This window comes from Sphingomonas psychrolutea (assembly GCF_014636175.1).
Taxonomy (GTDB): Bacteria; Pseudomonadota; Alphaproteobacteria; order Sphingomonadales; family Sphingomonadaceae; genus Sphingomonas; species Sphingomonas psychrolutea.
The window spans coordinates 25,636-51,249 of the sequence record NZ_BMDW01000024.1 but is presented as its reverse complement, the minus strand read 5'-3'; the positions used below and the strand labels follow the sequence as shown (position 1 = coordinate 51,249).

Genomic DNA, 25,614 nt, shown 5'->3' with positions numbered 1-25,614 from the left:
GGCTCAGTCCTCATCCCCACCCGCACTCTTGCCGAGTTCGGATTTGAGGGTGAAGCTATTGGCGGACGCGACTTGCTCGCGCCCGGTAAGGCCAGAGGCCACGACGATCGTCTCGCCGGACTGGGCGCCGAGCGTCACTGGCGTCGCCCTGAAGCCGCCTTCGGTCCGGACGAACACGACGGATTTTCCATCGATCGTCTGTATGGCCGTGAGCGGCACGCGAATATTGGTGTCGCCCTTGCCGGCAAGCTGGATCGCGGCGGTCACGGATTCGCCGACCCGCCATTGGCCGGCCCGGTTGTCGATGGTCGCGACGACGGGCACGAGCCGCGTCTGTGGATCGAGCGCAGGCGAAACGAAGGTTACGCGGGCCTGCGTCGTCCGTCCCGGCGCCGTCACCTCGACGGCTGCGCCCGGGCGCACCCTGCCTGCATCCGCCGGCGAGAGCGACAGCGAAAGAGAGACCGTCGACAGATTGGCAACGCGGAACAGCTCGGCATCGGCTGCGACGGTCTGCCCAAGCATGGCGTTCCGGCCAATGACCTGGCCGGAGATGGGCGCGACGATGCCGACGCGGTTGAGTGACCCACCGCCGCCGCCGGTCGCGGACAGTTGCTGGCGCGCGAGGCGAAGCGCGATGCTCGCTTCCGTCGCCGCAGTGCGCGCCGCGATCAGATCCTGTTCCGGCGACACGCGCTCGGCATAGAGGCGCTGCTCGCGCGCATAGTTCGACTGCGCGAGCGCGAGCCGTGCGCGCGCCGCCTGGACTTCGCCCTTGAGCGAGGCTGCCTCGCGGCTCTCGATCACCGCCAGCGTCTCGCCGCGCCGGACGGCCTCGCCAAGATTGCGGTTGAGCGCCACCACCCGCCCGGCAATCGCGGCGGACACGATTTGCGTGCCTTGCGGGTTGCCCTCGACGGTCGCCGGCAGTTCGATCGCGCCGCCGTTCCCGCCGATGGTTGGATGCACGATCTCGATTCCGGCCGTCCTGATCTGGTCGGCCGACAGCTTGACCGTGCCGGCCTTCTTGCCGCTCTCGCCCTTGGTTTCCCCGGCCGCTTCGGTCTTTTCGCCGCTATCCTCCTTGGCGGCATGCCCACCACACCCGGCGAGCAGCACGGCGAGGAGGAGCGGCGGGAGCGCCCGGAAACGGGATGAGGTCATCGGATCAGTCCTTGCGTGCGGAAGCGGTCAGGCGATCGAGCTGGGCCTGAGCGTCATGGAAGGCGGCAAGCGCGTCGATGGCGCTCGACCGGGTTTCGGCCAGGGTGCGTTCGGCCTCGAGTAGATCGAGCTGGCCGAACTTGCCTTCGCGATAGCCGATGCGGGCAATGCGCGCTGCCTCCTGCGCAGCGGCGAGCGAAGGCCCGGCGGCGGTCCTGGCGGCCGCTGCGGCGTTAGCGACATCGGCCTGTGCCTGCCCGATGGCCTGTTCATTTTCGAGTTCGGCGGCGCGGCGGAGCGCTGTGGCCCTGTCCCGTTCGGCGCCCGCCTGCGCAACCGAAGATGCGCCGCTGTTGAAGAACGGCAGCGGCACGGACACGCCAAACACCGCCGCCATGTCATTGTTGATCGGCAGACGTCGCACGCCTGCGCTCAACGTCACATCGGGCAGGCGCTGCGAACGTGCGAGGCGAAGTTGCGCTTCGGCCGCTTTTTCGTCGGCCCGCGCGGTCGCGACTGTGAGACTGCTGTCGGCGTCGAGCGGTGCCGGCCCATAGCCGTCCACCCGGTCGAACCAGGGCTGGTCGAGCGCGCCCGTCACTGGCCGGCCGATCCGGCGACCGAGATTCACCCGCGCCAGGTCTGCCAGACGGACCGTGCGGTCCACGGCCGCGTCGGCACTAATACGCAGCACTTCGGCGCGCTGCTCCTCCAGCGGCGAGGCGCGACCGGCCTGGACGCGAACATGGGCTGCGCGAACCGCTTCTGCCGCGATCGCCGCCTGGTCACGCGCTGTCGCGAGACGCCGGTCGGCGGCGACGGCTTCCACATAAGCTTGTGTCACGGCCAATCGGAGGTCCGCGCCGGCCGCGACCCGTTCGATTTGCGCGCGATTGCCCTGGGCATCGGCGAGCGCGATCCGGGCCGATCGCTTGCCACCCAATTCGACCGGCACGCCGACCGAGACCGTCTGCTTGGGCGCTTCGATGTCGTTATAAGCGCGCGACCCACCGACATTCTCGATGTCGGCGTTCAGCGACGGATTTGGCCGAAGGCCGGCGACACGCCGGGCTGCGCTCGCGGCGCGCACGCCGGCATCGGCAGCGTCGATATTGGGCGAGGCCGAACCAGCAAGGTCGAGCGCATCGGCGAGTGTCAGGACGGGCGCATTCGCGGGTGCGGCCGTCTGGGCGCGGACAGCAGGGGCGCCGGACGCGGCGGCGAGGACGACCGCGACGAGCGCGCAAGCCAAGGGGTTCGAGCGTGGTGGCATGGGACCTGGGACTTAGAGGGTGGGACTGAGTTCGGCCCGCGCGTTGCGGACGATCTCATAGGCAGAATGGAGGAAGAGAAGGGCGATCACGCCGGCGACCACGAGGTCGGGCCAGGCGCTGCCCGTCCAGGCAACCAGTCCGGCCGCGACAATGACGGCGATGTTCGCAACGGCATCGTTGCGGCTGAACAGCCAAATGGCCCTCACATTGGCGTCGCCCTCGCGGAAACGGGCGAGCAGCAAGGCGGACGTGACGTTGATGGCAAGCGCCACGACACCGATCCCGCCCATCAGTTCCGCTTCCGGCACGGCAGCATTCAGCGCGCGCCAGATCGCGAAGGCGATCACGCCGAAGCCCAGCGCGCCCAAGAACAGCCCTTGAGTGAGCGCCACTTGGGCACGGGCACGGGCAGACCATGCGAGTGCGATCAGCCCCAACAGGCTGATCGAGCCATCTCCAAGGAAGTCGAGCGAGTCTGCCTTCAGGGCCTGGCTGTCGGCAAGGAAGCCACCGACCAACTCGCACAAGCCAAATGCGAGGTTGAGCACGACGACGATCGTAAGCGCGTGTCGATAGGCCGGGTCGTGCTGTGCGCGTTTCTCGTCGCCATGACAGGCGCAGGATGAGGAGGCGGATTCAGTCATCAGCCTTCCCTACAATCTCCAGTCACTGTAGGAGCAAGCACTAAAGCGACGCGCTCGCAAGAAGTTGGAGACAAGAACGACATGAAGATCGGGGAACTGTCACGCGCGACCGCCACCAAGGTGACGACGATCCGCTTCTATGAGGAGATCGGGTTGCTCGATCGGCCGGTACGGACCGAGTCTAATCGGCGCACTTATGCGCTTCGCGATGTCGATCGGCTCAACTTCGTTCGCAACGGCCGCAGGTTGGGCTTCTCGATCGAGGAGATTCGTTCGCTCATTGCGCTCGCCAGCGAGCCGGGACGCGATTGCGGGGAAGCGATGGCAATCGCATCTCGCCACCTCGCTGCGGTAGAGGAACGATTGGGGCAACTCGCCGCCCTTCGCGATGAACTGGCGGCGATGAGCCGGAATTGCGATCGCCAGCGGATCGCCGACTGCCGCGTCATCCAGGCCATTGCCCGGCCCGTTGCATAGCAAACACGCCATCTCTTCGCGAAAAGGCTTGATCCTCCAGCGACTGGAGGAGGTAGTCGCCGACCGATCGCTGCGATTATCGACAGCGACCAACCGGGTAATGTGGTGAAGCGCAATTCGGACGTCTCGACCGTGCAGCGACGAGCGATACTCGCCGGCCTGCTGTATGGCAGCGGCTTGGCTATGGCTGCCACGCCGTCCCGCTTGCTCGCCATGACGGCGCATCGGGGTGGATTGTGGAGCGGGCTCGCTTCCGATGCCGCTTGGGACAGCTTCGAAATGGCAACCGGCGATACGCTGGTGGTGCGTGCGGACGTCGGCGGAATTTCGGTCGCAGCCATTCTCGACAGCGGCAGCGCCGCTTCGATCATCAGCGCTTCGCTCGCGGCGCGGCTGGGACTGGACGGTGCCGAGACGCGCACGATTCGCGGATTGGGCGGACGAGCCTCTGCGAGGATCGTCCGCGACCTCGATGTCGTGATCGGCCGGCAGGCGCGCCATCTTGCCCTGGCTTATACTGCCGATCTCGATACGGCGTCGGCCGCGTTCGGGAGGCCGATCGATCTCGTATTGGGCCAGGACGTGCTCGCCGGTCGCTGCCTGGCGCTGGATTTTGGGAATGCTCGCTACGCCTTGGCCGAACGCTTTGCAGGCGGATCGGATTGGGCTTCCGCGCCGATGGGGCACGGGAGCAATCGCGAGCTGCTGGTCTATGCGTCGATCGCCGGGCTCGATCCCGTGCCGCTCGTGGTCGACCTCGGGAGCAGCACGGCACTGATACTGTCGCACGGCTATGCCGATCGCCACGGCTTGCTGGACGGCAAGCCGCGTTCAACCGCGGTTCTCGGCGGCGTGGACGGCAAGCGCCTCGCAACCACGTTCATGGTGGATCGCACCGAGGTCGCGGGCCTCGGGGTGGATGTCATCCCCGCGCTCGCCATCGACGATTGGCTTTCCGGCAGCGCGGTTGGCAATATCGGCCTGCCGCTGCTTGCCCAATTCGACGTCGTGCTCGACTTCACGGTCGGACGGCTGTGGCTCCACGCGCCCGCATCCGGCCGCCGACTGGCCATGCTGGAGGACCATAGCGGCCTCGGTCTCGCGGCTTCCACCGACGCCCTCATTGTGGTCCATGTCGCGGCGGGAAGTCCTGCGGCGCGCGACGGTTGGGCGATCGGAGATCGGATCGTTGCGGTCGACGGCCGGCCGGTCGACATTACTTATACGCAGGGCGCGCTCTGGCGCTGGCGCTTCGGACCCGTCGGAAGACGTGTGAAGCTCACGGTCGATGGCGGTGCCGTCCGCGAAATCCGGCTAGCCGACTATTACTGATCCTGGCCGACCGGCCGGCGTCCGTGAGCTGCACCCACCGTTCCAATAATTGCTATTGCGTCGTGCTCGCAAAGTTCTTGCTTCTACAGCTACTGGAGGTTGTAGGGCCGGGCGATGTCCTACCTCCCTTTTCGCCGATTCCCAGCGGCAACGGCTCGGCGTGTCCTCGCCTCGGTTGTCGCGCTTTTTTGGCTAGTCGCGACTCCGGCCGGGCTGAGCGCGGCACCGGCAGCCAACCCGGCCGATGTGCAAACCGCTTGGCGGCTGCTCGACTATATGGCGGTGGACTATGGCGGCGCGGTCGATGGAGGCCGGATAAAGAGCGCGTCTGAATATGCCGAGATGACCGAATTCGCAGGCTCCGTGTCGGCGCGGCTCGCAACCTTGCCGCCGACACCGCAGCGCGCGGCATTGATGTCGGGCGCTGCGCGTCTCCAGGCCGTTATCGGTCGCAAGGGATCGCCGGAAGAAGTAGCATCACTCGCGCATGGACTGGCAGCAGACCTCCTCCAAGCCTATCCCGTCCCGCTCGCCCCCGCTGCGCCACCGAGCTTTGCGCGGGGCGAAACATTGTTCCAGACGACCTGCGCCGCGTGCCATGGCGCGACCGGCGATGGCCATGGCCCGAATGCGGCCAAGCTCAGCACACCGCCGATCGCCTTCACCGATCTGACCCGCGCCCGCCAGCGAAGCATATTCGCCCTGTATCAGGTCATCGGCCAGGGCATTGACGGGACCGCCATGCAGAGCTTCGCGGACCTTCCGAGCGACGAACGCTGGGCTCTCGCACTCCGCGCCGGGAGCTTTGCCCTGACCGATGCCCAAGCACGCGAAGGCGAGCGCCTGTGGAAGGTGGACCCCACGCTGCGGCAACGCATACCCGACCTCAAGACGCTGGTTTCGCTCACCCCGGCTGCGCTTGCGTCGAGTATCGGCGAACGGCCGGCGCTGGCGGTGATGGCTTATCTGCGCCAGCACCCGGAAGCCGTGGTCGCGCAGGCGCCGGCCTCGCTGTCGCTGGTTCGGCAAAAGCTCGCAGCCAGTCTCGACGCCATTCGCAAAGGGGACCGTCGGGCTGCCAAAGAGATCGCGCTCTCCGCCTATCTTGACGGATTCGAGCCGGTCGAGCCCACTCTGGGCGCGCGCGATGCGACATTGCTCAGCCGGATCGAGGGGGAAATGGGCGAATATCGCGCCGCAATCGACCAGGGCGTTTCGGCGGACGATCTCGCCAATCGCGTGCTAGTCCTGAACGGCTTGTTCGACGATGCCGAAGCGGCTCTGGCGCCGAGCGCTTCCAGCAATGCCTCGACGTTCGTGGGAGCGTTCACGATCCTGCTGCGCGAGGGGCTGGAAGCGCTGCTCATCATCGTCGCCATGATCGCCTTTCTCCGGAAGGCGGAGCGGACGGAGGTTCTTCCCTATGTCCATGGAGGCTGGGTCGGCGCCCTCGCGGCGGGGCTGCTCACATGGTTCGTCGCCACCTATGCGATCGGGATCAGCGGCGCGAGCCGCGAACTGACCGAAGGGTTCGGCTCGCTGTTCGCGGCCGTGGTTCTGCTGTCGGTCGGAATCTGGATGCACGGCAAGGCGCAAGCCGATCAATGGCAGCGCTACATCAGGGACAAGATGGCGCATGCCCTGTCGGGGCGGTCGGCCTGGTTCCTGTGCGGCCTCGCGTTCGTGGTCGTGTACCGGGAAGTGTTCGAGACGATCCTGTTTTACGCGGCGCTCTGGGCGCAGGGCAATGGCAGCGCGCTGCTCGCGGGTGCTGGTGCTGCGGTGCTGCTGCTGGCCGTGATCGCTTGGGTCATGCTGCGCTACAGCCGCCAGCTGCCGATTGCCCAATTCTTCTCCTACAGTTCGTGGCTGATGGCGGCGTTGACGGTCGTCCTCGCCGGGAAAGGCGTCGCCGCCCTCCAGGAAACCGGGATCATCGACATCGCGCCGCTGGCGGCCGCGCCACGGTTTTCGATGCTCGGCATCTTCCCGACCTGGCAGTCGATCCTGACGCAGCTTGCGGCGGCGGCCACAATATTTCTCGGCTTCTCGTTCAATCGGCGCCGAGCGTCTTGATGCAGGCCGCTCCACCCAAGAAAAGATAGCTCATGACCGCCGCATGCTCGCCTGGTGTCGATACCGGCTTCGTGTCGCTCGGTTACCAATCCCGACGCCAACGTCCGCGTCGGCGACGATTGGGATAGCGCCGACACAGGTGCCAGACCAGCACCACCCAAGTCGCACCGATGGCCAGAAACAGCAGCCGAGCGGTCATTCCGGATCTTCGAGGCTGAACTGATCGCTCCCCTCGTCATAGGCGAATATCTCACCATAACGACCCCACTGTGTCACCGTGCGCAGCGTCTCGTCGGCATAGTCGGGCGACATATGGTCCTCCAGTTCGTCGCGGAACCGGCGCGCGGGGGCGGTGTGGCTAGTGCGTTCATCAAGGATGCGGCGAATGTGCTGGACGATGGGGACATGGGCGAGCAGGGCCTGCGCGAACAGCGCCTTGCGCGCATCGACGTCGGCCTGAGCGTAATGGCGCGCCCCGGACGTCAAGAGCAGATCGGCTCCCTGCAATTCGGCGAAGCGCAGTAGCTGCAAAGTCTCGGCCATCGGGAGCAGTTCATCGACCTCCAACTGGAGCGAGTCGGCCAGTTCGGCCATGCTCGCACGCCCGTCGAACGGAGTTCCATCGACCTCCTCCATCAAGCCGGCGAGGCTGTTCGTCGAAACGCGCGGCAGCACCATCGCGATGCCCATGCCCGGAAACAATCCGTCGCGCGCCGGTTGCGTCGCCGTCGGCCGGGCGGTCATCCGCGCATAGATATCATCGACCAAAGCGCGAAAGGGCGGATCGAGCCGGTCGCGCGGCTGCGGCAAGTCCACCTTGATCTCGGCCACCACGCGGCCGGGATTGGAGGAGAAGACGAGGATGCGATCGCACATCAGCACGGCCTCCTCGATATTGTGGGTGACGATCAGGATCGACTTGATCGGCATCCGTCCTTCCGACCAGAGATCGAGCAAATCGGTCCTGAGTGTCTCGGCAGTAAGGACGTCGAGCGCGGAAAAGGGCTCGTCCATCAGCAGCAGCGAGGGATTGACGACCAGCGCGCGTGCCAGCCCGACGCGCTGGCGCATGCCGCCCGAAAGCTCCTTGGGATAGGCATTCTCGAAACCGTCGAGGCCGATCAGATCGATTGCCGCGAGCGCGCGGGTGCGGCGCTCCTCTGCCGGCACCTTCTGCGCCTCCAGCCCCAGCTCGACATTCTGGAGCACGGTGAGCCAGGGGAACAGTGCGAAGGTCTGGAAGACCATGCTGACCGTGGGCGCGCGGCCGGCCTCGTCGGCTTTGAAGCGCACCTCGCCCTCGCGCGGATGAAGCAGGCCCGCGATCGACCGCAGCAGAGTCGACTTGCCTGAGCCCGAGCGGCCGAGCAGCCCGACGATCTCGTTCTCGACCAGCGTCAGGTTGACGTCGTCGAGGACCAGATGACCGCCGGGCGCTGCGCCATAATAGTGCCGGAGCGCATCGACCTCAACGAGCGGACGGGGGGCAAGGATCGTGGCCATACATTAGGCTCCTAATGGAAAGTTGGTTTAGGAGAGGCGGAGCCGGCGCTCGGCAAAGGCGTACATCGGCCGCCACACCAGCCGGTTGAAGCCGAGCACGAACAACGACATGACGGCGATACCGAGCGCGACGCGCGGATAGTCGCCGGCGGTCGTCGCTTTGGCGATGTAGGTGCCGAGGCCGTGCGCCTCCAGCCGCTGATTGCCCCAGGACACCGCCTCGGCGACGATCGAGGCATTCCACGATCCGCCCGATGCGGTGAGAGCGCCGGTCACGTAGAAAGGGAAGATGCCTGGCAGCGCGACCTGTCGCCACCATTGCCAGCCCCGCACGCCGAACATACCGGCGGCCTCGCGCAGGTCATTCGGGATCGCGCTCGCGCCGGCAATGACGTTGAACAATATGTACCACTGCGTGCCGAGGATCATCAGCGGCGACAGCCAGATGTCCGGGCTCAGATTCCAACGAACGATCACGATCACCGCGAACGGGAACAGAACATTGGCCGGGAAGGCGGCGAGGAACTGAGCCACCGGCTGCAATCGCTCGGCCCATTTGGGATTGAGTCCGATCCACACGCCGATCGGGACCCACACGACGCTCGCCAGTGCGATCAGTATGATGACTCGCACCATCGTCAGGCAGGCGAGCCCGAACGCCTCGCCGATGTCGGCGAGGCCGAGTGTGGCAAGCACGTAATGCGCTGACCACCAGAAGGCGGCGCCGACGGCAAGCAAAACGAGCGACTGCCACAGCCGCTCCACGAGCGGGTTCGGTTGCGCTTGACGCGCCGGCCGCATCGCCGTCCGACCCGGATCGAGCGCGAGCAGGAGCCCGCCGATCCAGGTGATCGGTGCAAACAGTAGCGGTAGCAGCCGGGTGCGGCGCAGCAGGTCATAGGCCCAGGAACGGGGCCGCTCGTTACCTGCCGTTTGCTCGAAACGGAACCGGTCGGCCCAGGCCACGATCGGGCGGAAGAAGAGCTGGTCGTAGAGCAGGATGACCACCGCCATCATCGCCACCGCTTCGCCGATCGCTCGGAAATCCTGCCGCTCGATGGCGAGGGCGAGCCACGAGCCGATGCCGGGCAGGGTCACCGTGGTGTTGCCCACCGTGATCGCCTCGGAGGCGACGACGAAGAACCAGCCGCCCGACATCGACATCATAGCGTTCCACACCAGCGGCGGCGTTGCGAACGGCAGGTCGAGCCTGAGAAAGCGGCGGATCGGCGATAGCCCAAAGCCTTGGCTCACCTCTTCCAGGTCGGTCGGGATCGAGCGCAGCGACTGATAGAAGCTGAACGCCATGTTCCACGCCTGGCTGGTGAAGATGGCGAACACCGCCGCGAACTCGACGCCGAGGATATTGCCGGGGAACAGCCCCATGAAAAAGGTCACGGTGAAGGTGAGGAACCCGAGGATCGGCACCGACTGGAGGATGTCGAGCGCGGGCACGATGATCTGCCCCGCCCGCCGGCTGCGCGCTGCGAGCGTCGCCACCACCAGCGTGAAGACGGTCGAGGCGGCGAGCGCCGCGAACATGCGGATCACGGTCCGCAGCGCATAATAAGGCAAATAGGCGGGGTCGAGCGTCACCGGCTCGAGATGGAGCTTCGCCAGCGGCTCGACCGCCCCCTCGGCGCCGCGAAACACCAGCAGCGCCAGCGCGGCGAGGATGACAAAGGCGATCCCGTCGGCCCGGTTCGGCTGGGTCAGCCGCAGCATCCGCGAGAAAGGCGGCAAGGCACGCGGGGGCTGCTTTTCTGTGCTCATCTTTCGCCTCGGGGAATTGAGCGTTGGCCGGGGCATGATTTGGTGGTGGCGGTCATCACCATTTGCCTCGCCAGAAGCGCCATGAGCGGAAGGCCGTGCGAAATAATTGCGACGACGGACGCACCGAAACGAGAGTCAGCCCCGGCCATCTCAAAAGGCCCCGTGCAGTCGCAGCGCCAGCACATTGGCGGGGCCGCGGTCGCGATTGTAGGCGGGATTGGCGATGAACTGATAGTCGAAGGTGATGTTGGTGCCGCGCAACGGCTGCCAGTCATAATAGGCTTCGGCGATCATTTCAGGTCCAGGATGTGGGAGTTTGCCATCGCCGACCAGCACGCCAATCCCGCCGGCATTGAGGTAGCGTTCGTGCGCCTTCGAGATGCCGTTGACGACTGCGGCAAAGCCGACCGTGTCTCCGGCGCGACCCCAGCTCTTGCCCTTCAGAGCGCCGCCCAGCGCGGCGGTGCGGTCGATGTCGGTGAAGTCATAAGGCTCGATCGCACCGTCGGCGACGCCGGCGCGCGCAAAAAGCCCGAGCGTGTCGGTCACCTCCTGCTCGATATTGATGTCGCCACCCGGCCGGCTCATCCGGCGCCGGGTGAGACTCGCATCGACTGGTCCGCCGGTCGCCTGTGCCAGCGCCACTGCGTCGTCGAACCGGCTGAAATTACCCCGATTGCGGAACAGCGTCACACGCACCGCCCCGGCATGGCCGGCGATACTGTGGCGATGCTCTATCTCGCCGACGAGCTGGTATTGGCTGAAATCGCTTTCCAGCGTCTCGCCATTGGGTACTTTGGACAGGTTGAACGCGCCCAGCCGCAGCGCCCACGGCCCCTGATACCATTCCGCGGCGACTCCATAGCTGTAGCCCCAGGCATCGGCGGCATAATCGAAGCTGCCGGCGTCGATGACCGACCAGTTGAGGAAATCACCGCGCGGATCATGCGCGTAACGGTTTGTGTCGAACACGTCGCCGACGCCGAGTTTCCCCAGGGTCAGTACGAGCCGGTTGGCGGTCTGCGTACCCGCGAGCTGATTGGCGGCGCTTGCGACGGCCTGGGCCTCGCCGCCTAGGTTGATCGTCTGGCGGAAGAACAGGCGCTGCAGGCGAACATAGGGACTCGATTTGCCAACCTTATAGGCTTCCGCGCTCGGGAACCCCGCAGCGCCCAGCGTGTTCGACAGGCCGAAACCCTGATCGATCTCGGGGTTTACCCATAGTTCCGCACCAGCCCACGGCCGCACGCCAGCATCGAGCGTTGCGTCGAAGGTTTCCTTGACCTGGTGCGGCGCCAGGCTGTTCGGCCCTTCATAAGGCGAAGCAAAGCCGAACACGCCCTGCGTGACGAAGGTCGCCTGGGCGTGCAGCGCCCAATCCTGCGTCGGTGTCGGCTGCGCTGCGTCCTGTGCCGCCGCCGGAGCGGCACCCAGCATCAGGCCGAGCGCCACCGCGCTCGAAAATGTCCAGATGGTCATCATATGATCCCCCTTTTGCGCCGGTCTAGGGGCGCAGTGTTACAGCGGGCGCGACAATGCGCGGCGCCGGTGCGAGGGGACGGGGATCAGCTATGCGCGGGCGGACAGCAGGGAAGATTGGGGTCATGGGCGGCTTCCTTGTCAGAACTCGGTTGCACCGAGCCCCGAAAGGCGTCGCCCGATCGGTCAGCTTTTAGGCCGATCCTCGGACAGCGGCCTTTTCCGGACCCGGTCGTTGTCGGCAATGGTCAATATCGAGGCCGAGCCTCGACTGTCGCCATCGCCGGACGGGGGGCTGGATCGACTGTTCATTGCGTTCCTGTGCTCGCGTTGCGGTGCCGCTACCCGCAGCATCGGCCGGGCCGCTCCAGCGACTCGACAGGACGCCTCCTATACCCTAGGGGACTATGTTATCAAGAGACTTGGGAACCGAAATAATGAGTCACGTCGCGAAGGAGAAACAGAAGCTCCTCAACCGGCTCAAGCGGCTGCGCGGCCAGCTCGAGGCGATCGAGCGCGCGGTCGAGGCCGACACGGAATGCGCGCGCGTGCTCCAACAGGCGACGTCCTGCCGCGGCGCGCTCGACGGGTTCATCGCCGAGGTGATCGAAGATCATATCCGCGAGCATATGCTCGACCCGGATGCGCCGCGCGACGATCCCCGGACGCAGGCGGCCGAGGAGCTGGTCGCGATCGTCCACGCCTACCTGACGTGAAGCGCGGGGAATCTGCCGGGAAAGTCGCTGACGGGGATAGAATGACGCAGGATCACGCACATCATAACCATAACCACCACGATCACGGCCATCATGAGCATGGCAGCGGCCATAGCCATGCTCCGGCGAGCTTCGGCCAAGCCTTCGCCGTCGGCACCGCACTCAACCTCGGCTTCGTCGCCGTCGAGGCGGCTTATGGCCTGATCAGCGGCTCGGTGGCGCTGCTGGCCGACGCGGGTCATAATCTCGGTGACGTGCTCGGGCTGTTGATTGCCTGGGGCGCGGCAACGCTCGCCAGACGGAGTCCCGGCGGCCGATACACCTATGGCCTGAGAAGCTCATCGATCCTGGCCGCGTTGCTCAACGCGCTCATGCTCCTGGTCACGCTCGGCGTGATCGCGGTCGAGGCGATCCGCCGTCTTGTCGAGCCCAGCCCCGTATCCGGAACCACCGTGATGATCGTCGCCGCCATCGGGATTGTCATCAATACCGCGACCGCGCTGCTGTTCATGCGCGGGCGCAAGGGTGACCTCAACATCCGCGCCGCCTTCCTCCACATGGCGGCCGACGCGGGCATCTCCGCGGGCGTCGTGATAGCCGGCCTGCTCATCGTGCTGACTGGCCAAAGCTGGATCGACCCTGTCACCAGCATCGTCCTGGGGGTCATCGTCGCGATCGGCACATGGGGACTGTTGCGGGATTCGGTAAACCTGAGCCTGCACGCCGTGCCGCCGGGCCTCGACCCTGAAGAGGTGAGCGCGTTCCTGGGTGCCCGCGAGAAAGTGGTGGCGATTCACGACCTGCATGTCTGGCCAATGAGCACTACCGAGACCGCGCTCACCGTCCATCTCCTCGTACCATCGGGCTATCCCGGCGACGGGTTCACGACCGAGATCGCGGCCGCGCTCAAGCGCCGGTTTGGAATCGATCATGCCACGATACAGATCGAAACCGATGCAGAGACGCCTTGCGCGTTCGAGCCCGCGCATGTTGTGTAACCTGTGCCACCTGCGGGATGGCGCGATTTCGGGACGCTGGATTTGGTGGGGCTGGCGCCGCGCTTAAGCCACGGCGCCAGCATCACCTCACTGCTTGTGGATAGCGGTCACCTCGCCCGCACTGCCGGTCAGTGTGACGTCAAAATCGACCTTGTCGCCGATCTTGACCGCGTCGGTGATCGCAGGCGCTGCCTTGAACGCCATCGTCATAGCTGGCCACTTGGCTTCGGGGATCGGGCCATGGTCGAGCGTGATGGTGCCCGCGGCCTTGTCGATCGCGGTGACCGTGCCATGGCCCTTGGCCTTGATTGCCGTGCTGGCGGCAGGTGCCATCGCCATGTTGCCCATGTCGCTACTCATGGCTGCGGCGGCGGGCACAGCCTGGTTAGTCTCAGCCGCAACGGGCGTTTCCGCTTTCTTGCCGCACGCAGCAGTCAGCGCGGCGAGGCCGAGGGCGATGGTCAGTCGTACATAGTTCATGGTCTTCTCCTTGCAGGTTAAACGGGTTGGGGTATCGGCTTGGTCTTCGGCCGCCGGAGCAGCAGATAGGCGGCGGGAAGGACGAACATCGACAGCAGCGGCGCGGTCAGCATGCCGCCAATCATCGGCGCGGCGATCCGGCTCATCACTTCCGATCCCGCGCCCGAGCCGAGCAGGATCGGCAGCAGGCCGGCAAGAATCACCGCCATCGTCATCGCCTTGGGGCGGACGCGGAGCAGCGCGCCTTCGCGCACCGCGGCCTCGACCTGACCGGCATCCGGATCAGTGCGCTCTTCAAGCGCATTTTTCAGATAGATCAGCATCACCACGCCGAACTCGGCGGAGACGCCGGCCAGCGCGATGAACCCGACCCCGGTCGCGACCGATTGGTTGAAGCCCAGCAGGTAGAGCGTCCAGATGCCGCCCGTGAGCGCGAACGGCAAAGTCCCCATAATCAGCGCGGCTTCGTCGAACCGGCCGAAGATCATGTAGAGCAACACGAAGATGATCAGCAGCGTTGCCGGAACGACCAGCTTCAGTTTGGCAACGGCGCGCTGGAGATATTCGAACTGGCCGGAGTAGGCGATGCTGACGCCGGGCGAGAGTTTCACCTGTTTTGCCACGGCGCGTTGCAGGTCGCCGACTACCGAGGCGAGATCGCGGCCGCGGACATCGACATAGACCCAGGTCGATGGCCGGGCATTCTCGGTCTTGAGCATCGGCGGCCCCTCGGCGATCGAAACCTTCGCCACCGTGCCGAGCGTGATCTGCTGGCCCGAAGGGGTCAGGACCGGAAGCGTGCGCAGCCCTTCGAGGCTATCGCGCAGCTCGCGCGGATAGCGCACACTGATCGGGTAGCGCGCCAGTCCCTCGACCGTCTCGCCGATGGACTCGCCGCCGACAGCACCCGAGACGATCGATTGCACTTCGGCGATGTTGAGCCCGAACCGGGCGGCTGCGGCCCGGTCGATATCGACATCGACATAGCGCCCGCCGGTCAGCCGCTCCGCAAGCGCCGAACTGACCCCGGGCACGGTCTTAGCGACCGTCTCGACATCATGGGCGATGCGGTCGAGTTGGGCGAGATCGACACCCGACACCTTGACCCCGATCGGGCTCTTGATACCGGTCGCCAGCATGTCGATGCGGTTCCGGATCGGCGGCACCCAGACATTGGCGAGGCCGGGCAACTTCACGGTACGATCAAGCTCATCGACCAGCTTCTCCGGTGTCATCCCCGGCCGCCATTGGTCGCGCGGCTTGAATTGGATCGTCGTCTCGAACATCTCAAGCGGGGCCGGGTCGGTCGCGGTTTCGGCGCGGCCGGCCTTGCCGAATACGCTCTCGACCTCGGGCACGGTCTTGATCAGCCGATCGGTCTGCTGGAGCAGTTGCGAGGCTTTAGCCGCCGACAGCCCCGGCAATGCCGAGGGCATATAGAGCAGGTCGCCTTCGTCCATATTCGGCATGAACTCGCCGCCGAGCCGGGTCAGCGGCCAGGCCGTTGTTGCAAAGGCGAGCGCAGCGATCAGCAGCACCGTCTTCGGTCGCTGCATCGTCCAGTCGAGCGCCGGTCGATAGATATTGGTCAGCCAGCGATTGACCGGGTTGGACTGCTCGGGCGGGATTTTCCCCCGGATCAGCAGACCCATCAGCACCGGCACCAATGTCACCGACAGGATCGCCGCCGACGCCATCGCATAGGTTTTGGTGAAGGCGAGTGGTGCGAACAGCCGCCCTTCCTGTCCTTCGAGCGTGAACACGGGGATGAACGACAGCGTGATGATCAGCAGGCTGAAGAACAGGGCGGGCCCTACCTCGGCGGCGGCTTCGGTGATGACGATCCAGCGCTTCTCGCCTTCGAGATGCTTGCCGAGATGATCCTGCTCCCAGCGCTCGATCTTCTTATGGGCATTCTCGATCATGACGACCGCCGCATCGACCATCGCGCCAATGGCGATGGCGATGCCACCCAGCGACATGATGTTGGCATTGACCCCCTGGAACCGCATCACGACGAACGCCGCCAGCACACCAAGAGGTAGCGTGAGGATCGCGACCAGCGCCGAACGGACGTGCCAGAGGAACAGGCCGCAGACGATCGCGACAACGATGAATTCCTCGACCAGCTTGTGCGTGAGGTTCTCGACCGCGCGATCGATGAGCTGCGAACGATCATAGACCGTCACCACCTCTACGCCGGGCGGCAGGCTCTTCTTGAGGTCGGCGAGCTTGTCCTTGACCGCAGCGATGGTTTCCCGGGCATTCTTGCCCGAACGCAGGATCACGACGCCGCCGGCGACTTCGCCTTCGCCGTTGAGCTCAGCGATGCCGCGCCGCATCTCTGGGCCGATCTGGATCGTGGCGACATCACCGAGCCGGACCGGCACGCCGCCCGCTGCCGTCTTCAAGGGGATTGCGCGAAAATCATCGAGCGTCTTCAGATAGCCCGAGGCGCGGACCATATATTCGGCCTCGGCCATCTCCAGCACCGAGCCGCCCGCTTCCTGATTTGCCTTTTGAATGGCGTCGACGGCTTGAGCGTGGGTGACGCCGTAGGCGGCGAGCTTCACCGGATCGAGCAGCACCTGATACTGCTTCACCATGCCGCCGATGCTGGCGACCTCGGCAACACCCGGGACGGTCTTCAACTCGTAGCGCAGAAACCAGTCCTGCAAGGTTCGGAGCTGCGACAGGTCGTGCCTGCCGGTCTTGTCGACCAGCGCATATTCATAGACCCAGCCGACCCCGGTCGCGTCGGGACCGAGCGCGCTGCGGGCACTCGCCGGCAATCGTCCCTGCACCTGATTGAGATATTCGAGCACGCGGCTGCGCGCCCAATAGAGGTCGGTGCCGTCCTCGAAGATCACATAGACGAAGCTGTCGCCGAAGAAGGAATAGCCACGCACTGTCTTCGCGCCCGGCACCGACAACATGGTGGTAGTGAGCGGATAGGTAACCTGATTCTCGACGATCTGCGGTGCCTGGCCCGGATAGGAGGTGCGGATGATGACCTGCGTATCGGAGAGGTCGGGCAGTGCATCGATCGCGGTCGATCGCACCGCCCAGACGCCGACGCCGATGAGGGCCAGTACGCCGATCAGGACGAAGAAACGGTTCCTGACCGACCAGCGGATAAGATGGGCGATCACTGGCCTGCCACCTTGGTCATGCGTCGAATCGTCGGCCCCGCGGGAGGCTGGTCGAAGCCGAATCGAACGCGGTCCCCTGTCTTCAGGCCACGCGTGATCTTCGAATCGGGAAGCTGGAAGGTCATCGTCATCGCCGGCCAGCCGATGGCGGGCACCGGTTCATGGCTGAGCGTCACCGAATTGGCGGTGATCTGCTCGATCTTGCCGACGGTTTCGTAAAGCGTGCCCGTAGCCGGGTGCTTGGCGGTAGCAGCAGAGGCTGCGCCGCCGATCGGCCGCGCTTCCACCCCGGACAGACTTGCTTCGGAGTCGATCAGGAACTGGCCTGACGCAATGACCTTCTCGCCTTCGCTCAAGCCAGCGAGGATCTCGGTATCGTCACCGGCTTCCTTTCCGGTTTGCACCTCGGCGGGCCGATAGCGGCCCTTGTCGAATGCGAGCATCACCAATGTCCGCTTGCCGGTACGGATCAGCGCCTCGGACGGCACCAGCAACGCCGATTGTGCGCTGCCCCCAAACGAGACGGTGGCGAACATGCCAGGACGCAGGCGCCCGCCGCGATTGGGCAACTCGATACGAACGGTCAGCGTCCGGCTGTCGGCCTGGGTCTCCGGCAGGATCGCCGACACCCGTCCAGAGATGATCTCGCCCGGGAACGCCGCAAGCGTTGCGTGCACGGTTTGGCCCGGTTTGAGCGGGCCGGCGATCGCTTCGGGCACGGCGGCATTGAGCCAGACCGTGCCGAGGCCGTTGACCTCGGCGAGCGTCTGCCCAGCCGTCATGGTCATGCCAGCCCGCACGCTCAATGTCTTGATCACGCCCCCGGTTGGCGTGGATATCGTGACGACATTATGCGGCCGTCCCGTTCGCTCGACCGATGCGATGGTGCCTGCCGGCATGCCGAGCAGCATGAGCCGTTGCCGTGCCGCCTGGGTCAGCGCCGGGTTCCTGGTGCGGCGAACCGCAAGAAATTCGGCCTGCGCGCCGCCCCATTCCGGCACCAGGATATCGGCAAGTGGTGCGCCCGCGCCAACCACGTCCCCTGGTGCGCGACCATAGACCCGCTGGACGAACCCGCCCGCGCGCGCCTGGACGATCGCGACATCGCGCTGGTTGAAGTCTATCGTGCCGGTGGCGGTAAGGCTGCTCGCCAGTTCTCCGCGCCGAACTGCGACCGTGCGAAGCCCAAGCGTCTGCGACGTCGCGGGGTCGACGCGGACGCCCGGTCCGTCACCGCCGCCTTCGTCGACGTATTTGGGGATGGTCTTCATCCCCATCGACGAAAGCGTCTCAGGATTGTTGTAGTGCTCTTGCGGCACCATCGGATCGTACCAGTAGAGCACCTTCCGACCCGCATCTCCCGACTGCACTGGCAGCTCCTGCTGCCCGCCCAGATGGGCGATGCCATAGCCTGCCCCGCCCGCCACCAATGCGATCAGCGCGGCGGCAAGACTCAGCCGGGCACGCTGGGGAATCTCAAAGCTCATTGGTCTGCGCTCCGGTAGGTGAGGGTCAATCGGGCGCCGTCAGCGGCGACCAGCGCTTCGCGGTCGAGGGTCGTGAGGGTGGCGTCGGCGAGCGTGGCATAGGCGTCGGCGATATCGACCAGGCTGGCGCGCCCAGCGCCGTAACTGGCGGTCTCCAACTTGACGCGCTGATCAGCGAGCGGGAGTAGCGTGTCTCGCGCGCGCATCCACTGCTCATGATGCATGACATGGTCGGCGAGATCAGCATCGAGGTCGGCGGCGAGCGCGCGCCGGGCCGCCTCGCGCTGGGCCATTACACGTCCGGCGTTGGCCTGAGCCTCGGCGACCTGAGCGTTCTGACGATTGCGGGTGAAGAACGGCAGACTGACCGTCGCGCCGGCCGAGACATAATCGCCGAAGCGGGGATCGCGACGCTGGTAGGCAAGGTTGACGCCGAAGTCGGAGCGCCGGCCGGCATCGGCCATTCGAACATCCGCATCCGCCTGGCCGGATTGGGCATCGATCATCCGGATCGTCGGTTGACGATCCAGGCCAGCTCGCAGGGCGGTTGCGTCGACCGCGAAATCCGGGATCGGCCCGGCAATCTCAGGCACCGGATCGCCCGTCCAGCGCGTCAATGTAGCGCGCGCGCGCGCGACGTTCGAAACCAGTTCGCTGCGGCGATCCTGCAGCATCGCAACCGCCTGCTGTCCGGCAAGTGTCTGCGCCGGCCGGGCGTTGCCCGAAGCGACCGCGCTGGTCGTGGTTCCTACCACGCGCTCGAGGCGGGACAGAACGTCGTCGAGCGCGGCAAGCCGGCGCTCGGCATAGGCCAGGTTGATCCACGCCAACGCCGTGCCGACCTCGACCGTGCGTGCCTCGACCACCGTGTCGGCCTCCGCTGCCGCAATGTCGCTATCGGCGCGCGCCTGCTGGGCATGGCGCTTGGCGAGATTGGGAATGTCCTGGGACACGCCGACCCGCGCCATGGTGAAATCGTCGCGCTGCGGCTCGAACGCGAGCGGTCCCGAGATCGGGAAGCTCTCGACACTCACGCCGAGCGTCGGATCGGGCAGCGCGCCGGCCGCGCCGCGCGCGGAACGCGCGGCATCGGCGCCGAGCGCCTTGGCCTTGAGCGACGGAGCTTCCTGCCGGGCGCGCTTGAGCGCGGCTTCGAAGGTAAGCGGCCCAGCAAATGCAACACCGGGAATCGCCGCGAGCAGCGGCAGACATAGAAACAATCGCATGAAAATCTCCTGATCGCGAAATCAGTCCAGCGCGGCTTTATGGGACGAGGCACGACGATGTCGGTGGAGCGGAGGTTCGCTCCACCGACATCTCAGACCTGACCGTCAAGAAGAACCGGACCAGCCAGGATCTGGCCTTAACCGGCCGACGCGCCAGAAGGAGAGGCCATGCCAGGCATCCCCTTCATGCAGGCAGCGGCATCGGTGCTGCTCATCTTCATCATGTCGCAGTTGCAGCTTGCTACCTGCGTGGCATCAGGCACCCAGACACGCTGCGGCGCCTGTAACGGTGCACGCGGCCCATATTGCGGAGCCCGCTGCCACTCATAGTGCCCCTGAGCTTGGCCGGATGCGAAGCCCTGCGCGAACGCGGGAGCGATGGTGAATGCGGAGATGGACGCCGCAACGATGGCGGCGGCGATTTTGAACGTCTTCATGACACTATTCCTTTGGGGATAATCGTAGAGTGGCCGCAGGTCAGACAGGATATTCCGGTGCGCGATACGCGCACCGATCCTGCCAGCCGGACGGCCGGATTCGATCAGCCAAGGAGAGTGGGTGGTTCCGGTTCGGGAGTAAGATCACTGCCACGAAGGACAGTGGTGGTCGGCCAGAAGGCCAGGGACGGATCGGCCGGGCGCGCCGCAAGCGCCGGTGCGTCATTGCGAACGGCCATGGGAACGACGCAGCCCATCGCGGCGATGCACGCCAAGGTCATACCCTTGCAGGGTTTCTGCGCGGGCTGTTGTTGCTGCGCCATCATCTTCATGCAGTCTTCGGACATGCCTGGGTCGTTCATCCCCGACATCGCCATCGGCGCGGAGACCGCAGGCGGGACGGACGCATAAGCGACCGCCTGGCCGAACAGGCCGATCAGGGCTCCCAGAAGGAGAAAGAGATAAAGCGCACGTTTCACTGATGTAATCAAATAGGCCAATGAGGGGTGAGACGCAACGACATGTACGTAGCCCTGACGCGGCGGCGATGTTCATATCGCTGCATTCGCGGGTCAGTACCGGCAAACACACTCACCGATCGAACGAATCGCCCTCCTCACGGACGCACGCCCAAGCTTCGTAGCCATGCGCTAGGCTTGGATCGCTTCGTTGGCCATTGGCAGTACCACCCTAATCTGGCATGGCTTCCCCGACTCGAACGCCACATTTCCATCGTGGCCGCGAGCGATCTCCCGGACAATCGCGAGGCCAAGGCCATGGCCGATGCTATCGGGACTGCCCTTGCGGAAACGGTCGAACACGGTGTCACCAAGCGCCTCCGGCACGCCGGCCCCTTCGTCACTCACTGAGATGTAAGCCAGTCGCTCATTGCCGACACCAATCTCCACGCCCGCGACCAATCGTATTTCACCACGTCCGTGGATCAGCGCGTTGTCGAGAAGGTTGCGGATCATGTCGTACAAATCCTCCGAACTGCCTCTCACCGCGAGGTTGTCGGGCAAGTCCACATCGAGCGACCGGCCTGCTTGGTCTGCCAGCGGGAAAACTGCTGCGGCTGCCTCGCGCGCCAGGCGTGAGAGATTGATAACGGGCCGAGCGCTCGCGACCTTCGTCTGGCGGGCATGCTCCTTGCGGGCGAGATCGAGCAGTTGGCCGACGAGTTTGTTCAGCTGTTCGACGTCATGGTCGATCGTGCCCCAGTCGAGCGTTCCTCCCAGCTTCGCGCGCTGGAGATGGAGGCTGAGCACGGCGAGCGGGGTTCGCAGTTCGTGCGCGGCATCGGCGACGAAGCGCTGCTCGGCCTGATAAGCCTCCGTCAGCCGATCAAGGGCGCCGTTGATAGCGCCCACCAGCGGGCGAACCTCTTCGGGAAGGCGCTTCGTCGAGATGCGGGCGCCCGGGTTCCCTGGTCCAACGACCGCGGCTTCGCGCGAGGCCGAGGCAAGGTGTCGAAGGCTCCAACCGCTCACGAGCCAAATCAGCAGGATCGCGCCCGCGCTGTACACCAGCAGTATCAGGACGTCCTGATAAGGGTCCTGGAAGAGGAAGACGTCTCTTCCGGCGATCGCCTGAGCCTGGCGATCGAGCGGGTCCAGCGCAAAAGCTCCACCAAGTCCAAGCGAAAACATGAGCAGCATTCCGGCGACGAGCCGCCCGCGAAGGCTGCCGAGCGATCGGCTCAAAGCCCCACCCCCGGCTGCAAGCGATAGCCGATGCCGCGCGCCGCCTCGATCCGCACACCGGATCGGGCGGACAGAAGCTTGCGCCGCAGCCGCGAGACCGAAGCCTCCAGGGCGTTGGAACCGACGTCATCATCGAAGCCATAGACGCGCTCCTCGAGCGCATCCTTCACGACGATTCGCCCGCCGGCACGGATCAACTCCTCAAGAACCGAAGCCTCTCGGCGTGTCAGGTCCAGCGCGGTGTCCACGACCGCGGCGGATCGCGAGGCAGGATCGAACGAGAGGTCGCCGTAATGATAGATGACGGCGCGCCGCGTGCCTGGCCGTCGGAGGACGGCGCGCAATCGCGCTTCGAGTTCGGTGAGATCGAATGGCTTGAGGATATAATCGTCTGCCCCGGCATCGAGACCGCCGACCCGGTCCGCAATTCCATCACGCGCGGTCAGGATGAGGGCGGGCGTGTGCGGGCCGCGAGAGTTCCGTAGTTCCCGCAGGACGTCCACGCCGTCCATGTCCGGCAGGCCAAGATCGAGAATGACCGCGTCATAGGCCGCGACCGCCGCGGCCGCCAACGCCTCTTCGCCCCGGCCGACCGGATCGACCGCGAATCCGCAAATCCTCAGATGCTCGGTGATCGTCTCGCGCATCGCGCGATTATCCTCAACGAGCAGCACTCTCATGTTCCGACTCCGTGTCCGCCAGCCACCACCTGTACCACAGACCTGACGCGAGGCTGACGGCGGCGGTAGCGCACGGTTTCAAATCAGGCGCAGACTCGTGTCGCAGCCCGGCACCGCGTCCTATACGCTTGGCGCAAGCACGACGATTGTGGCGCGGATCGATGCAGCCGCGCCGACACCGACGAAGCGCGGGCCATATGAGAAAAGGCAACCTGACATGCACATGGATGGCTTGACATGGTTTGGCCTCTTCGCTGTCTCCGCGATGCTGCTCTGCTATGCCATGGAAAACAGGTCGCGCTGGTGGATTCTCGCCTTTGCATTTTCTTGCATCGCCGGATCAGCCTATGGCTTCATGCAAGGCGCTTGGCCATTTGGCCTGGTCGAGGGCATTTGGTCGATCGTCGCGTTCCGTCGCTGGTGGCAGGTAAACTCAACCTGAGACACTACCCGATGGGCGCGTGGCTCGCCCACCAAACATCGACAATCTGACATGCCGTCAGCCTCGCGTCAGCTTGGGCTCCGATAGCTCCCCTCCAGCGATCGGGGAATGCGGACACAATGCGGGCGGGTATGCACAGGAGGAAAGATAGACACAGGGCGGTAATTTTCCTGACCATCCTGTTGACCGGCTGCGCATCCGTACCGTCGAGGCCCCTGGTTCCGGAGATCAACGCAGCCACGCTGGACGCCCGCTCGTTGAATGATCCGAGACTGCAGGCATTTCTCACCGCGTCCGACGCCGCCGCAGCACCAACGGATCCCTGGGATCTACACCGCCTCACGCTTGCCGCGGTCTTTTTTCATTCCGACATCGAAGTTGCCGATGCGCGGCTTGCCGTGGCGGAGGCAGCCATCAGAACGGCGGCGCAGCGCCCCAATCCGTCATTCAACCTGACCCCTCAGTTCAACGCGACCAACGCGAACCCGACCGCCTGGACGATCGGGACGGCGGTCAACCTGCTGCTTGAGTTGTTCGGCAAGCGTGAGGCACGAACCGGCGAGGCGAAGGCGCTGGCCGAGGCGGCGCGGTTCGACGTCGATAGCGCGAGCTGGCAGGTTCGCGGTCGGGTGCGCGCGGCGATGCTGGCGCTGTGGAGCGCCGAACGGCGCGCCTCGCTGGTCGCTGAGCGCCGCGATCTCCAAATCGACTTGACCCGCTTCGTCGAGCGCCGCCTTGCTGTGGGTGAGGCATCCTCGCTCGATGCGGGCCGCGAGCGCGCCAGCCGCGACGCGGCGGTCCTGGCGGTCTCAGACGCGGCGCGCGATGTCGCCGACGCGCGGGTGTCGCTCGCCACCGCGATCGGCGTTCCGGTGCGCGCCCTTGATGGCATCCGGCTGGATTACGCCGCCATCACGGATGCCCCCCTACCGACCGATTTCGCCACTTTGCGCCGGACCGCGCTGACCACGCGCAGCGACATCCAGGCAAGCCTTGCCCGTTACGCTGCCAGTGAAGCAGCGCTGAAACTTCAGCTCGCGAACCGCTTTCCCAACATCGCGATCGGCCCGGGCTATCAATATGACCAGGGCGATAACAAGTTCGCGTTGAGCATCCAGGCCGATCTGCCGATCTTCAATGCCAACGGTGGCCCGATCACGGAAGCCGCAGCGCGCCGCCGCGAGGCAGCAGCCAATTTCACAGCGCTCCAGACACAGGTCATCGGTGACATCGACCGCGCTATCGCTGCCTACCGAACCGCCAGTGCGAGCCTTGGCGCGGCGAACGCGCTCGCCGCGCAACAGGCCGACCGCAAGGCGCTCAACGCCCGCGTCTTTCGCGCAGGCGCGATCGACCATGTCACGCTGCTGATGGGCGAGATCGAATATGCGGCGGGTGAGGATGCCCGGCTGCAAGCCCTTACCGCGCAGCGGACGGCACTGGGCCAGCTCGAAGACGCCTTGCGCGTCCCGATCTTCACGGCGGCGCTGCCGCCGACCACCAGCAGCAGCAGCAGGACAGCGCCATGACGATCACGCCACGGCTTCGAATGATCTTCGCTGTCGCCATCGGCATTGGACTGATCGCGGCCGCGATCTGGGCTATTGGCGCGGCGCGCACGGAAGCGAGCGCCGAGGCCGATCGCGAGCGGCCGGTGGCGACGCCGCAGCGCGTCTTCACCGATGACGGCCAGACGGTCCTGCGGCTCGATGCCGCGACACTCGCCCGTAGCGGAATTGTCACCGGGCGGCTCGCGGCGAGCGATGGCGCGACGACGGTGCCTGTGTTCGCAACCGTCGTCGACACGGCCCGCTTGACCGACCTTGCCAATGCCTGGGCGGTGGGCGCTGCACAGGTTTCCGCCGCGCGAGCGCGTGCGAGCGCCTCCAAGGCAAGCCTTGTCCGAACCCGCCTTTTGTACGCGGATGCGCAGAACGCCTCCCTCGCGCAGCTTCAAGCAGCGCAGGCGACCTATGCCGCGGACCAGGCAGGCGCCAATGCGGCGCAGGTCCAGGCCGCAACCGCGCTTGCCAGCGCGCGCCAGGAATTCGGACCGGCGCTGACGCCGGGCTCCGCGCTGGTGGATGCGATCGTTAGCCGCCGGTCCCTTCTGCTACAGGTCGCGTTGCCGCCTGGCGCCGGAGCGCCACCACCGACTATGCTCGTCGAAGGGGACGGCGGCGTCCGCGCATCCGCACGGCTGATTGGCGCCGCCGCGCGTGTCGATCCGCGCGTGCCGGGCCGAGGTGCCTATTACATCCTTCCCGGATCGAGCGGCCTGGTGCCGGGGATGAGCGTCACCGCCCAGTTCGCAACCGGCAGCCGTGCCCAAGGCACAACGGTGCCCGCATCCGCCATCGTGAGCTGGCAGGGCAGGAACTGGATCTATCGCCGCCGGCCCGACGGCGCATTCGTGCGGGTGCCGGTCTCCACCGAGCAACGCGACCCGGCGGGGAGCTATGTCGTCCATGATGTGCCCCCTGGTACACCTGCCGCGATACGGGGCGCGCAGCTTCTCCTGTCTGAGGAACTCAAGAGCCAGACGCCGACCGAGAGCGACGGGGATTGAGC

General features: G+C 65.6%; 22 protein-coding genes. 8 read left to right on the top strand and 14 right to left on the bottom strand.

All coding sequences use genetic code 11. The annotated features are described in order from the left end of the window. Positions 1 to 3: 3 nt before the first annotated feature. From IEV62_RS15870 to IEV62_RS15860, 3 genes are read right to left on the bottom strand one after another with little or no spacing between them, the layout of a single operon-like run. Entirely contained in the window at positions 4 to 1,164 is a 1,161-nt protein-coding gene (locus tag IEV62_RS15870; protein ID WP_188449200.1) for an efflux RND transporter periplasmic adaptor subunit, read from the bottom strand. Positions 1,165 to 1,168: 4 nt separating this feature from the next. Continuing rightward, positions 1,169 to 2,437, bottom strand: a complete 1,269-nt coding sequence (locus IEV62_RS15865; RefSeq protein ID WP_188449198.1) for a TolC family protein — start codon at positions 2,435 to 2,437, stop codon at positions 1,169 to 1,171. 12 nt (positions 2,438 to 2,449) lie between these two features. Further along, positions 2,450 to 3,082 (bottom strand): cation efflux transmembrane domain-containing protein, encoded by a 633-nt coding sequence (locus IEV62_RS15860; protein ID WP_188449195.1) that lies wholly within the window; start codon positions 3,080 to 3,082, stop codon positions 2,450 to 2,452. Positions 3,083 to 3,163: 81 nt separating this feature from the next. On the opposite strand from IEV62_RS15860, the gene IEV62_RS15855 reads away from it, so the two are divergent. The 3 genes from IEV62_RS15855 to IEV62_RS15845 all read left to right on the top strand — a co-directional run bounded on the left by IEV62_RS15855 (position 3,164) and on the right by IEV62_RS15845 (position 6,967). Next, positions 3,164 to 3,559: a MerR family transcriptional regulator gene (locus IEV62_RS15855; RefSeq protein WP_188449193.1), complete on the top strand. Its 396-nt coding sequence runs from the start codon at positions 3,164 to 3,166 to the stop codon at positions 3,557 to 3,559. A gap of 105 nt (positions 3,560 to 3,664) precedes the next feature. Further along, positions 3,665 to 4,891, top strand: a complete 1,227-nt coding sequence (locus tag IEV62_RS15850; protein ID WP_229733269.1) for an aspartyl protease family protein — start codon at positions 3,665 to 3,667, stop codon at positions 4,889 to 4,891. Between the two features lie 114 nt (positions 4,892 to 5,005). Then, positions 5,006 to 6,967, top strand: a complete 1,962-nt coding sequence (locus IEV62_RS15845; RefSeq protein WP_188449191.1) for a cytochrome c/FTR1 family iron permease — start codon at positions 5,006 to 5,008, stop codon at positions 6,965 to 6,967. Positions 6,968 to 7,162: 195 nt separating this feature from the next. Here the strand turns inward: IEV62_RS15845 and IEV62_RS15840 are convergent, their stop codons facing one another. From IEV62_RS15840 to IEV62_RS15830, 3 genes are all read right to left on the bottom strand, one after another. Further along, positions 7,163 to 8,470 carry an ABC transporter ATP-binding protein gene (locus IEV62_RS15840; RefSeq protein ID WP_188449189.1) on the bottom strand — a complete coding sequence of 436 codons (1,308 nt, stop codon included), beginning with the start codon at positions 8,468 to 8,470 and terminating at the stop codon, positions 7,163 to 7,165. A gap of 27 nt (positions 8,471 to 8,497) precedes the next feature. Continuing rightward, positions 8,498 to 10,243, bottom strand: coding sequence for an ABC transporter permease (locus IEV62_RS15835; RefSeq protein WP_188449186.1), 1,746 nt, complete (start codon positions 10,241 to 10,243; stop codon positions 8,498 to 8,500). Between the two features lie 150 nt (positions 10,244 to 10,393). Continuing rightward, positions 10,394 to 11,725 (bottom strand): carbohydrate porin, encoded by a 1,332-nt coding sequence (locus IEV62_RS15830; protein WP_188449184.1) that lies wholly within the window; start codon positions 11,723 to 11,725, stop codon positions 10,394 to 10,396. A gap of 434 nt (positions 11,726 to 12,159) precedes the next feature. Between IEV62_RS15830 and IEV62_RS15825 the strand changes: the two genes are divergently transcribed. Further along, complete coding sequence (locus IEV62_RS15825; RefSeq protein WP_093450672.1) at positions 12,160 to 12,438, top strand: metal/formaldehyde-sensitive transcriptional repressor; 279 nt, start codon at positions 12,160 to 12,162, stop codon at positions 12,436 to 12,438. Between the two features lie 41 nt (positions 12,439 to 12,479). Continuing rightward, positions 12,480 to 13,436: a cation diffusion facilitator family transporter gene (locus IEV62_RS15820; protein WP_188449182.1), complete on the top strand. Its 957-nt coding sequence runs from the start codon at positions 12,480 to 12,482 to the stop codon at positions 13,434 to 13,436. An 87-nt stretch (positions 13,437 to 13,523) separates the two neighbouring features. On the opposite strand, the gene IEV62_RS15815 is transcribed toward IEV62_RS15820, so the two are convergent. The 8 genes from IEV62_RS15815 to IEV62_RS15780 form a co-directional block, all read right to left on the bottom strand. Continuing rightward, positions 13,524 to 13,916, bottom strand: a complete 393-nt coding sequence (locus tag IEV62_RS15815) for a copper-binding protein (RefSeq protein ID WP_188449181.1) — start codon at positions 13,914 to 13,916, stop codon at positions 13,524 to 13,526. A 17-nt stretch (positions 13,917 to 13,933) separates the two neighbouring features. Further along, the gene (locus IEV62_RS15810) at positions 13,934 to 17,068 is read right to left on the bottom strand and encodes an efflux RND transporter permease subunit (protein WP_188449180.1); all 3,135 of its coding nucleotides are present in this window, start codon (positions 17,066 to 17,068) and stop codon (positions 13,934 to 13,936) included. Beyond that, the gene (locus tag IEV62_RS15805) at positions 17,065 to 18,555 is read right to left on the bottom strand and encodes an efflux RND transporter periplasmic adaptor subunit (RefSeq protein WP_188449179.1); all 1,491 of its coding nucleotides are present in this window, start codon (positions 18,553 to 18,555) and stop codon (positions 17,065 to 17,067) included. Before IEV62_RS15805 ends, IEV62_RS15810 begins: the two co-directional genes overlap by 4 nt. Then, positions 18,552 to 19,781 (bottom strand): TolC family protein, encoded by a 1,230-nt coding sequence (locus IEV62_RS15800; protein ID WP_188449178.1) that lies wholly within the window; start codon positions 19,779 to 19,781, stop codon positions 18,552 to 18,554. Before IEV62_RS15800 ends, IEV62_RS15805 begins: the two co-directional genes overlap by 4 nt. A gap of 137 nt (positions 19,782 to 19,918) precedes the next feature. Then, positions 19,919 to 20,218, bottom strand: coding sequence for a hypothetical protein (locus IEV62_RS15795; RefSeq protein ID WP_188449176.1), 300 nt, complete (start codon positions 20,216 to 20,218; stop codon positions 19,919 to 19,921). Between the two features lie 104 nt (positions 20,219 to 20,322). After that, entirely contained in the window at positions 20,323 to 20,718 is a 396-nt protein-coding gene (locus IEV62_RS15790) for a hypothetical protein (protein ID WP_229733267.1), read from the bottom strand. A 150-nt stretch (positions 20,719 to 20,868) separates the two neighbouring features. Then, on the bottom strand, positions 20,869 to 21,921 hold the full coding sequence (locus IEV62_RS15785) for a sensor histidine kinase (RefSeq protein WP_188449174.1): 1,053 nt from the start codon (positions 21,919 to 21,921) through the stop codon (positions 20,869 to 20,871). Continuing rightward, positions 21,918 to 22,601 carry a response regulator transcription factor gene (locus IEV62_RS15780; protein ID WP_188449172.1) on the bottom strand — a complete coding sequence of 228 codons (684 nt, stop codon included), beginning with the start codon at positions 22,599 to 22,601 and terminating at the stop codon, positions 21,918 to 21,920. The genes IEV62_RS15785 and IEV62_RS15780 overlap by 4 nt, the downstream gene beginning before the upstream one ends. Before the next feature lie 148 nt (positions 22,602 to 22,749). Between IEV62_RS15780 and IEV62_RS15775 the strand changes: the two genes are divergently transcribed. The 3 genes from IEV62_RS15775 to IEV62_RS15765 all read left to right on the top strand — a co-directional run bounded on the left by IEV62_RS15775 (position 22,750) and on the right by IEV62_RS15765 (position 25,612). After that, complete coding sequence (locus IEV62_RS15775) at positions 22,750 to 23,043, top strand: hypothetical protein (RefSeq protein WP_445009365.1); 294 nt, start codon at positions 22,750 to 22,752, stop codon at positions 23,041 to 23,043. A gap of 257 nt (positions 23,044 to 23,300) precedes the next feature. After that, positions 23,301 to 24,572, top strand: coding sequence for a TolC family protein (locus IEV62_RS15770; protein WP_188449170.1), 1,272 nt, complete (start codon positions 23,301 to 23,303; stop codon positions 24,570 to 24,572). Further along, positions 24,569 to 25,612, top strand: a complete 1,044-nt coding sequence (locus IEV62_RS15765) for an efflux RND transporter periplasmic adaptor subunit (protein ID WP_188449169.1) — start codon at positions 24,569 to 24,571, stop codon at positions 25,610 to 25,612. The genes IEV62_RS15770 and IEV62_RS15765 overlap by 4 nt, the downstream gene beginning before the upstream one ends. The last annotated feature ends 2 nt before the right edge of the window (positions 25,613 to 25,614 follow it).

What these genes read in the sequence shown, in the direction of transcription:
- IEV62_RS15870 (WP_188449200.1), bottom strand. Translation starts at nt 1,164, where the DNA reads ATGACCTCATCCCGTTTCCGGGCGCTCCCGCCGCTCCTCCTCGCCGTG.
- IEV62_RS15865 (WP_188449198.1), bottom strand. Translation starts at nt 2,437, where the DNA reads ATGCCACCACGCTCGAACCCCTTGGCTTGCGCGCTCGTCGCGGTCGTC.
- IEV62_RS15860 (WP_188449195.1), bottom strand. Translation starts at nt 3,082, where the DNA reads ATGACTGAATCCGCCTCCTCATCCTGCGCCTGTCATGGCGACGAGAAA.
- IEV62_RS15855 (WP_188449193.1), top strand. Translation starts at nt 3,164, where the DNA reads ATGAAGATCGGGGAACTGTCACGCGCGACCGCCACCAAGGTGACGACG.
- IEV62_RS15845 (WP_188449191.1), top strand. Translation starts at nt 5,006, where the DNA reads ATGTCCTACCTCCCTTTTCGCCGATTCCCAGCGGCAACGGCTCGGCGT.
- IEV62_RS15840 (WP_188449189.1), bottom strand. Translation starts at nt 8,470, where the DNA reads ATGGCCACGATCCTTGCCCCCCGTCCGCTCGTTGAGGTCGATGCGCTC.
- IEV62_RS15835 (WP_188449186.1), bottom strand. Translation starts at nt 10,243, where the DNA reads ATGAGCACAGAAAAGCAGCCCCCGCGTGCCTTGCCGCCTTTCTCGCGG.
- IEV62_RS15830 (WP_188449184.1), bottom strand. Translation starts at nt 11,725, where the DNA reads ATGATGACCATCTGGACATTTTCGAGCGCGGTGGCGCTCGGCCTGATG.
- IEV62_RS15825 (WP_093450672.1), top strand. Translation starts at nt 12,160, where the DNA reads ATGAGTCACGTCGCGAAGGAGAAACAGAAGCTCCTCAACCGGCTCAAG.
- IEV62_RS15820 (WP_188449182.1), top strand. Translation starts at nt 12,480, where the DNA reads ATGACGCAGGATCACGCACATCATAACCATAACCACCACGATCACGGC.
- IEV62_RS15815 (WP_188449181.1), bottom strand. Translation starts at nt 13,916, where the DNA reads ATGAACTATGTACGACTGACCATCGCCCTCGGCCTCGCCGCGCTGACT.
- IEV62_RS15805 (WP_188449179.1), bottom strand. Translation starts at nt 18,555, where the DNA reads ATGAGCTTTGAGATTCCCCAGCGTGCCCGGCTGAGTCTTGCCGCCGCG.
- IEV62_RS15800 (WP_188449178.1), bottom strand. Translation starts at nt 19,781, where the DNA reads ATGCGATTGTTTCTATGTCTGCCGCTGCTCGCGGCGATTCCCGGTGTT.
- IEV62_RS15795 (WP_188449176.1), bottom strand. Translation starts at nt 20,218, where the DNA reads ATGAAGACGTTCAAAATCGCCGCCGCCATCGTTGCGGCGTCCATCTCC.
- IEV62_RS15780 (WP_188449172.1), bottom strand. Translation starts at nt 22,601, where the DNA reads ATGAGAGTGCTGCTCGTTGAGGATAATCGCGCGATGCGCGAGACGATC.
- IEV62_RS15765 (WP_188449169.1), top strand. Translation starts at nt 24,569, where the DNA reads ATGACGATCACGCCACGGCTTCGAATGATCTTCGCTGTCGCCATCGGC.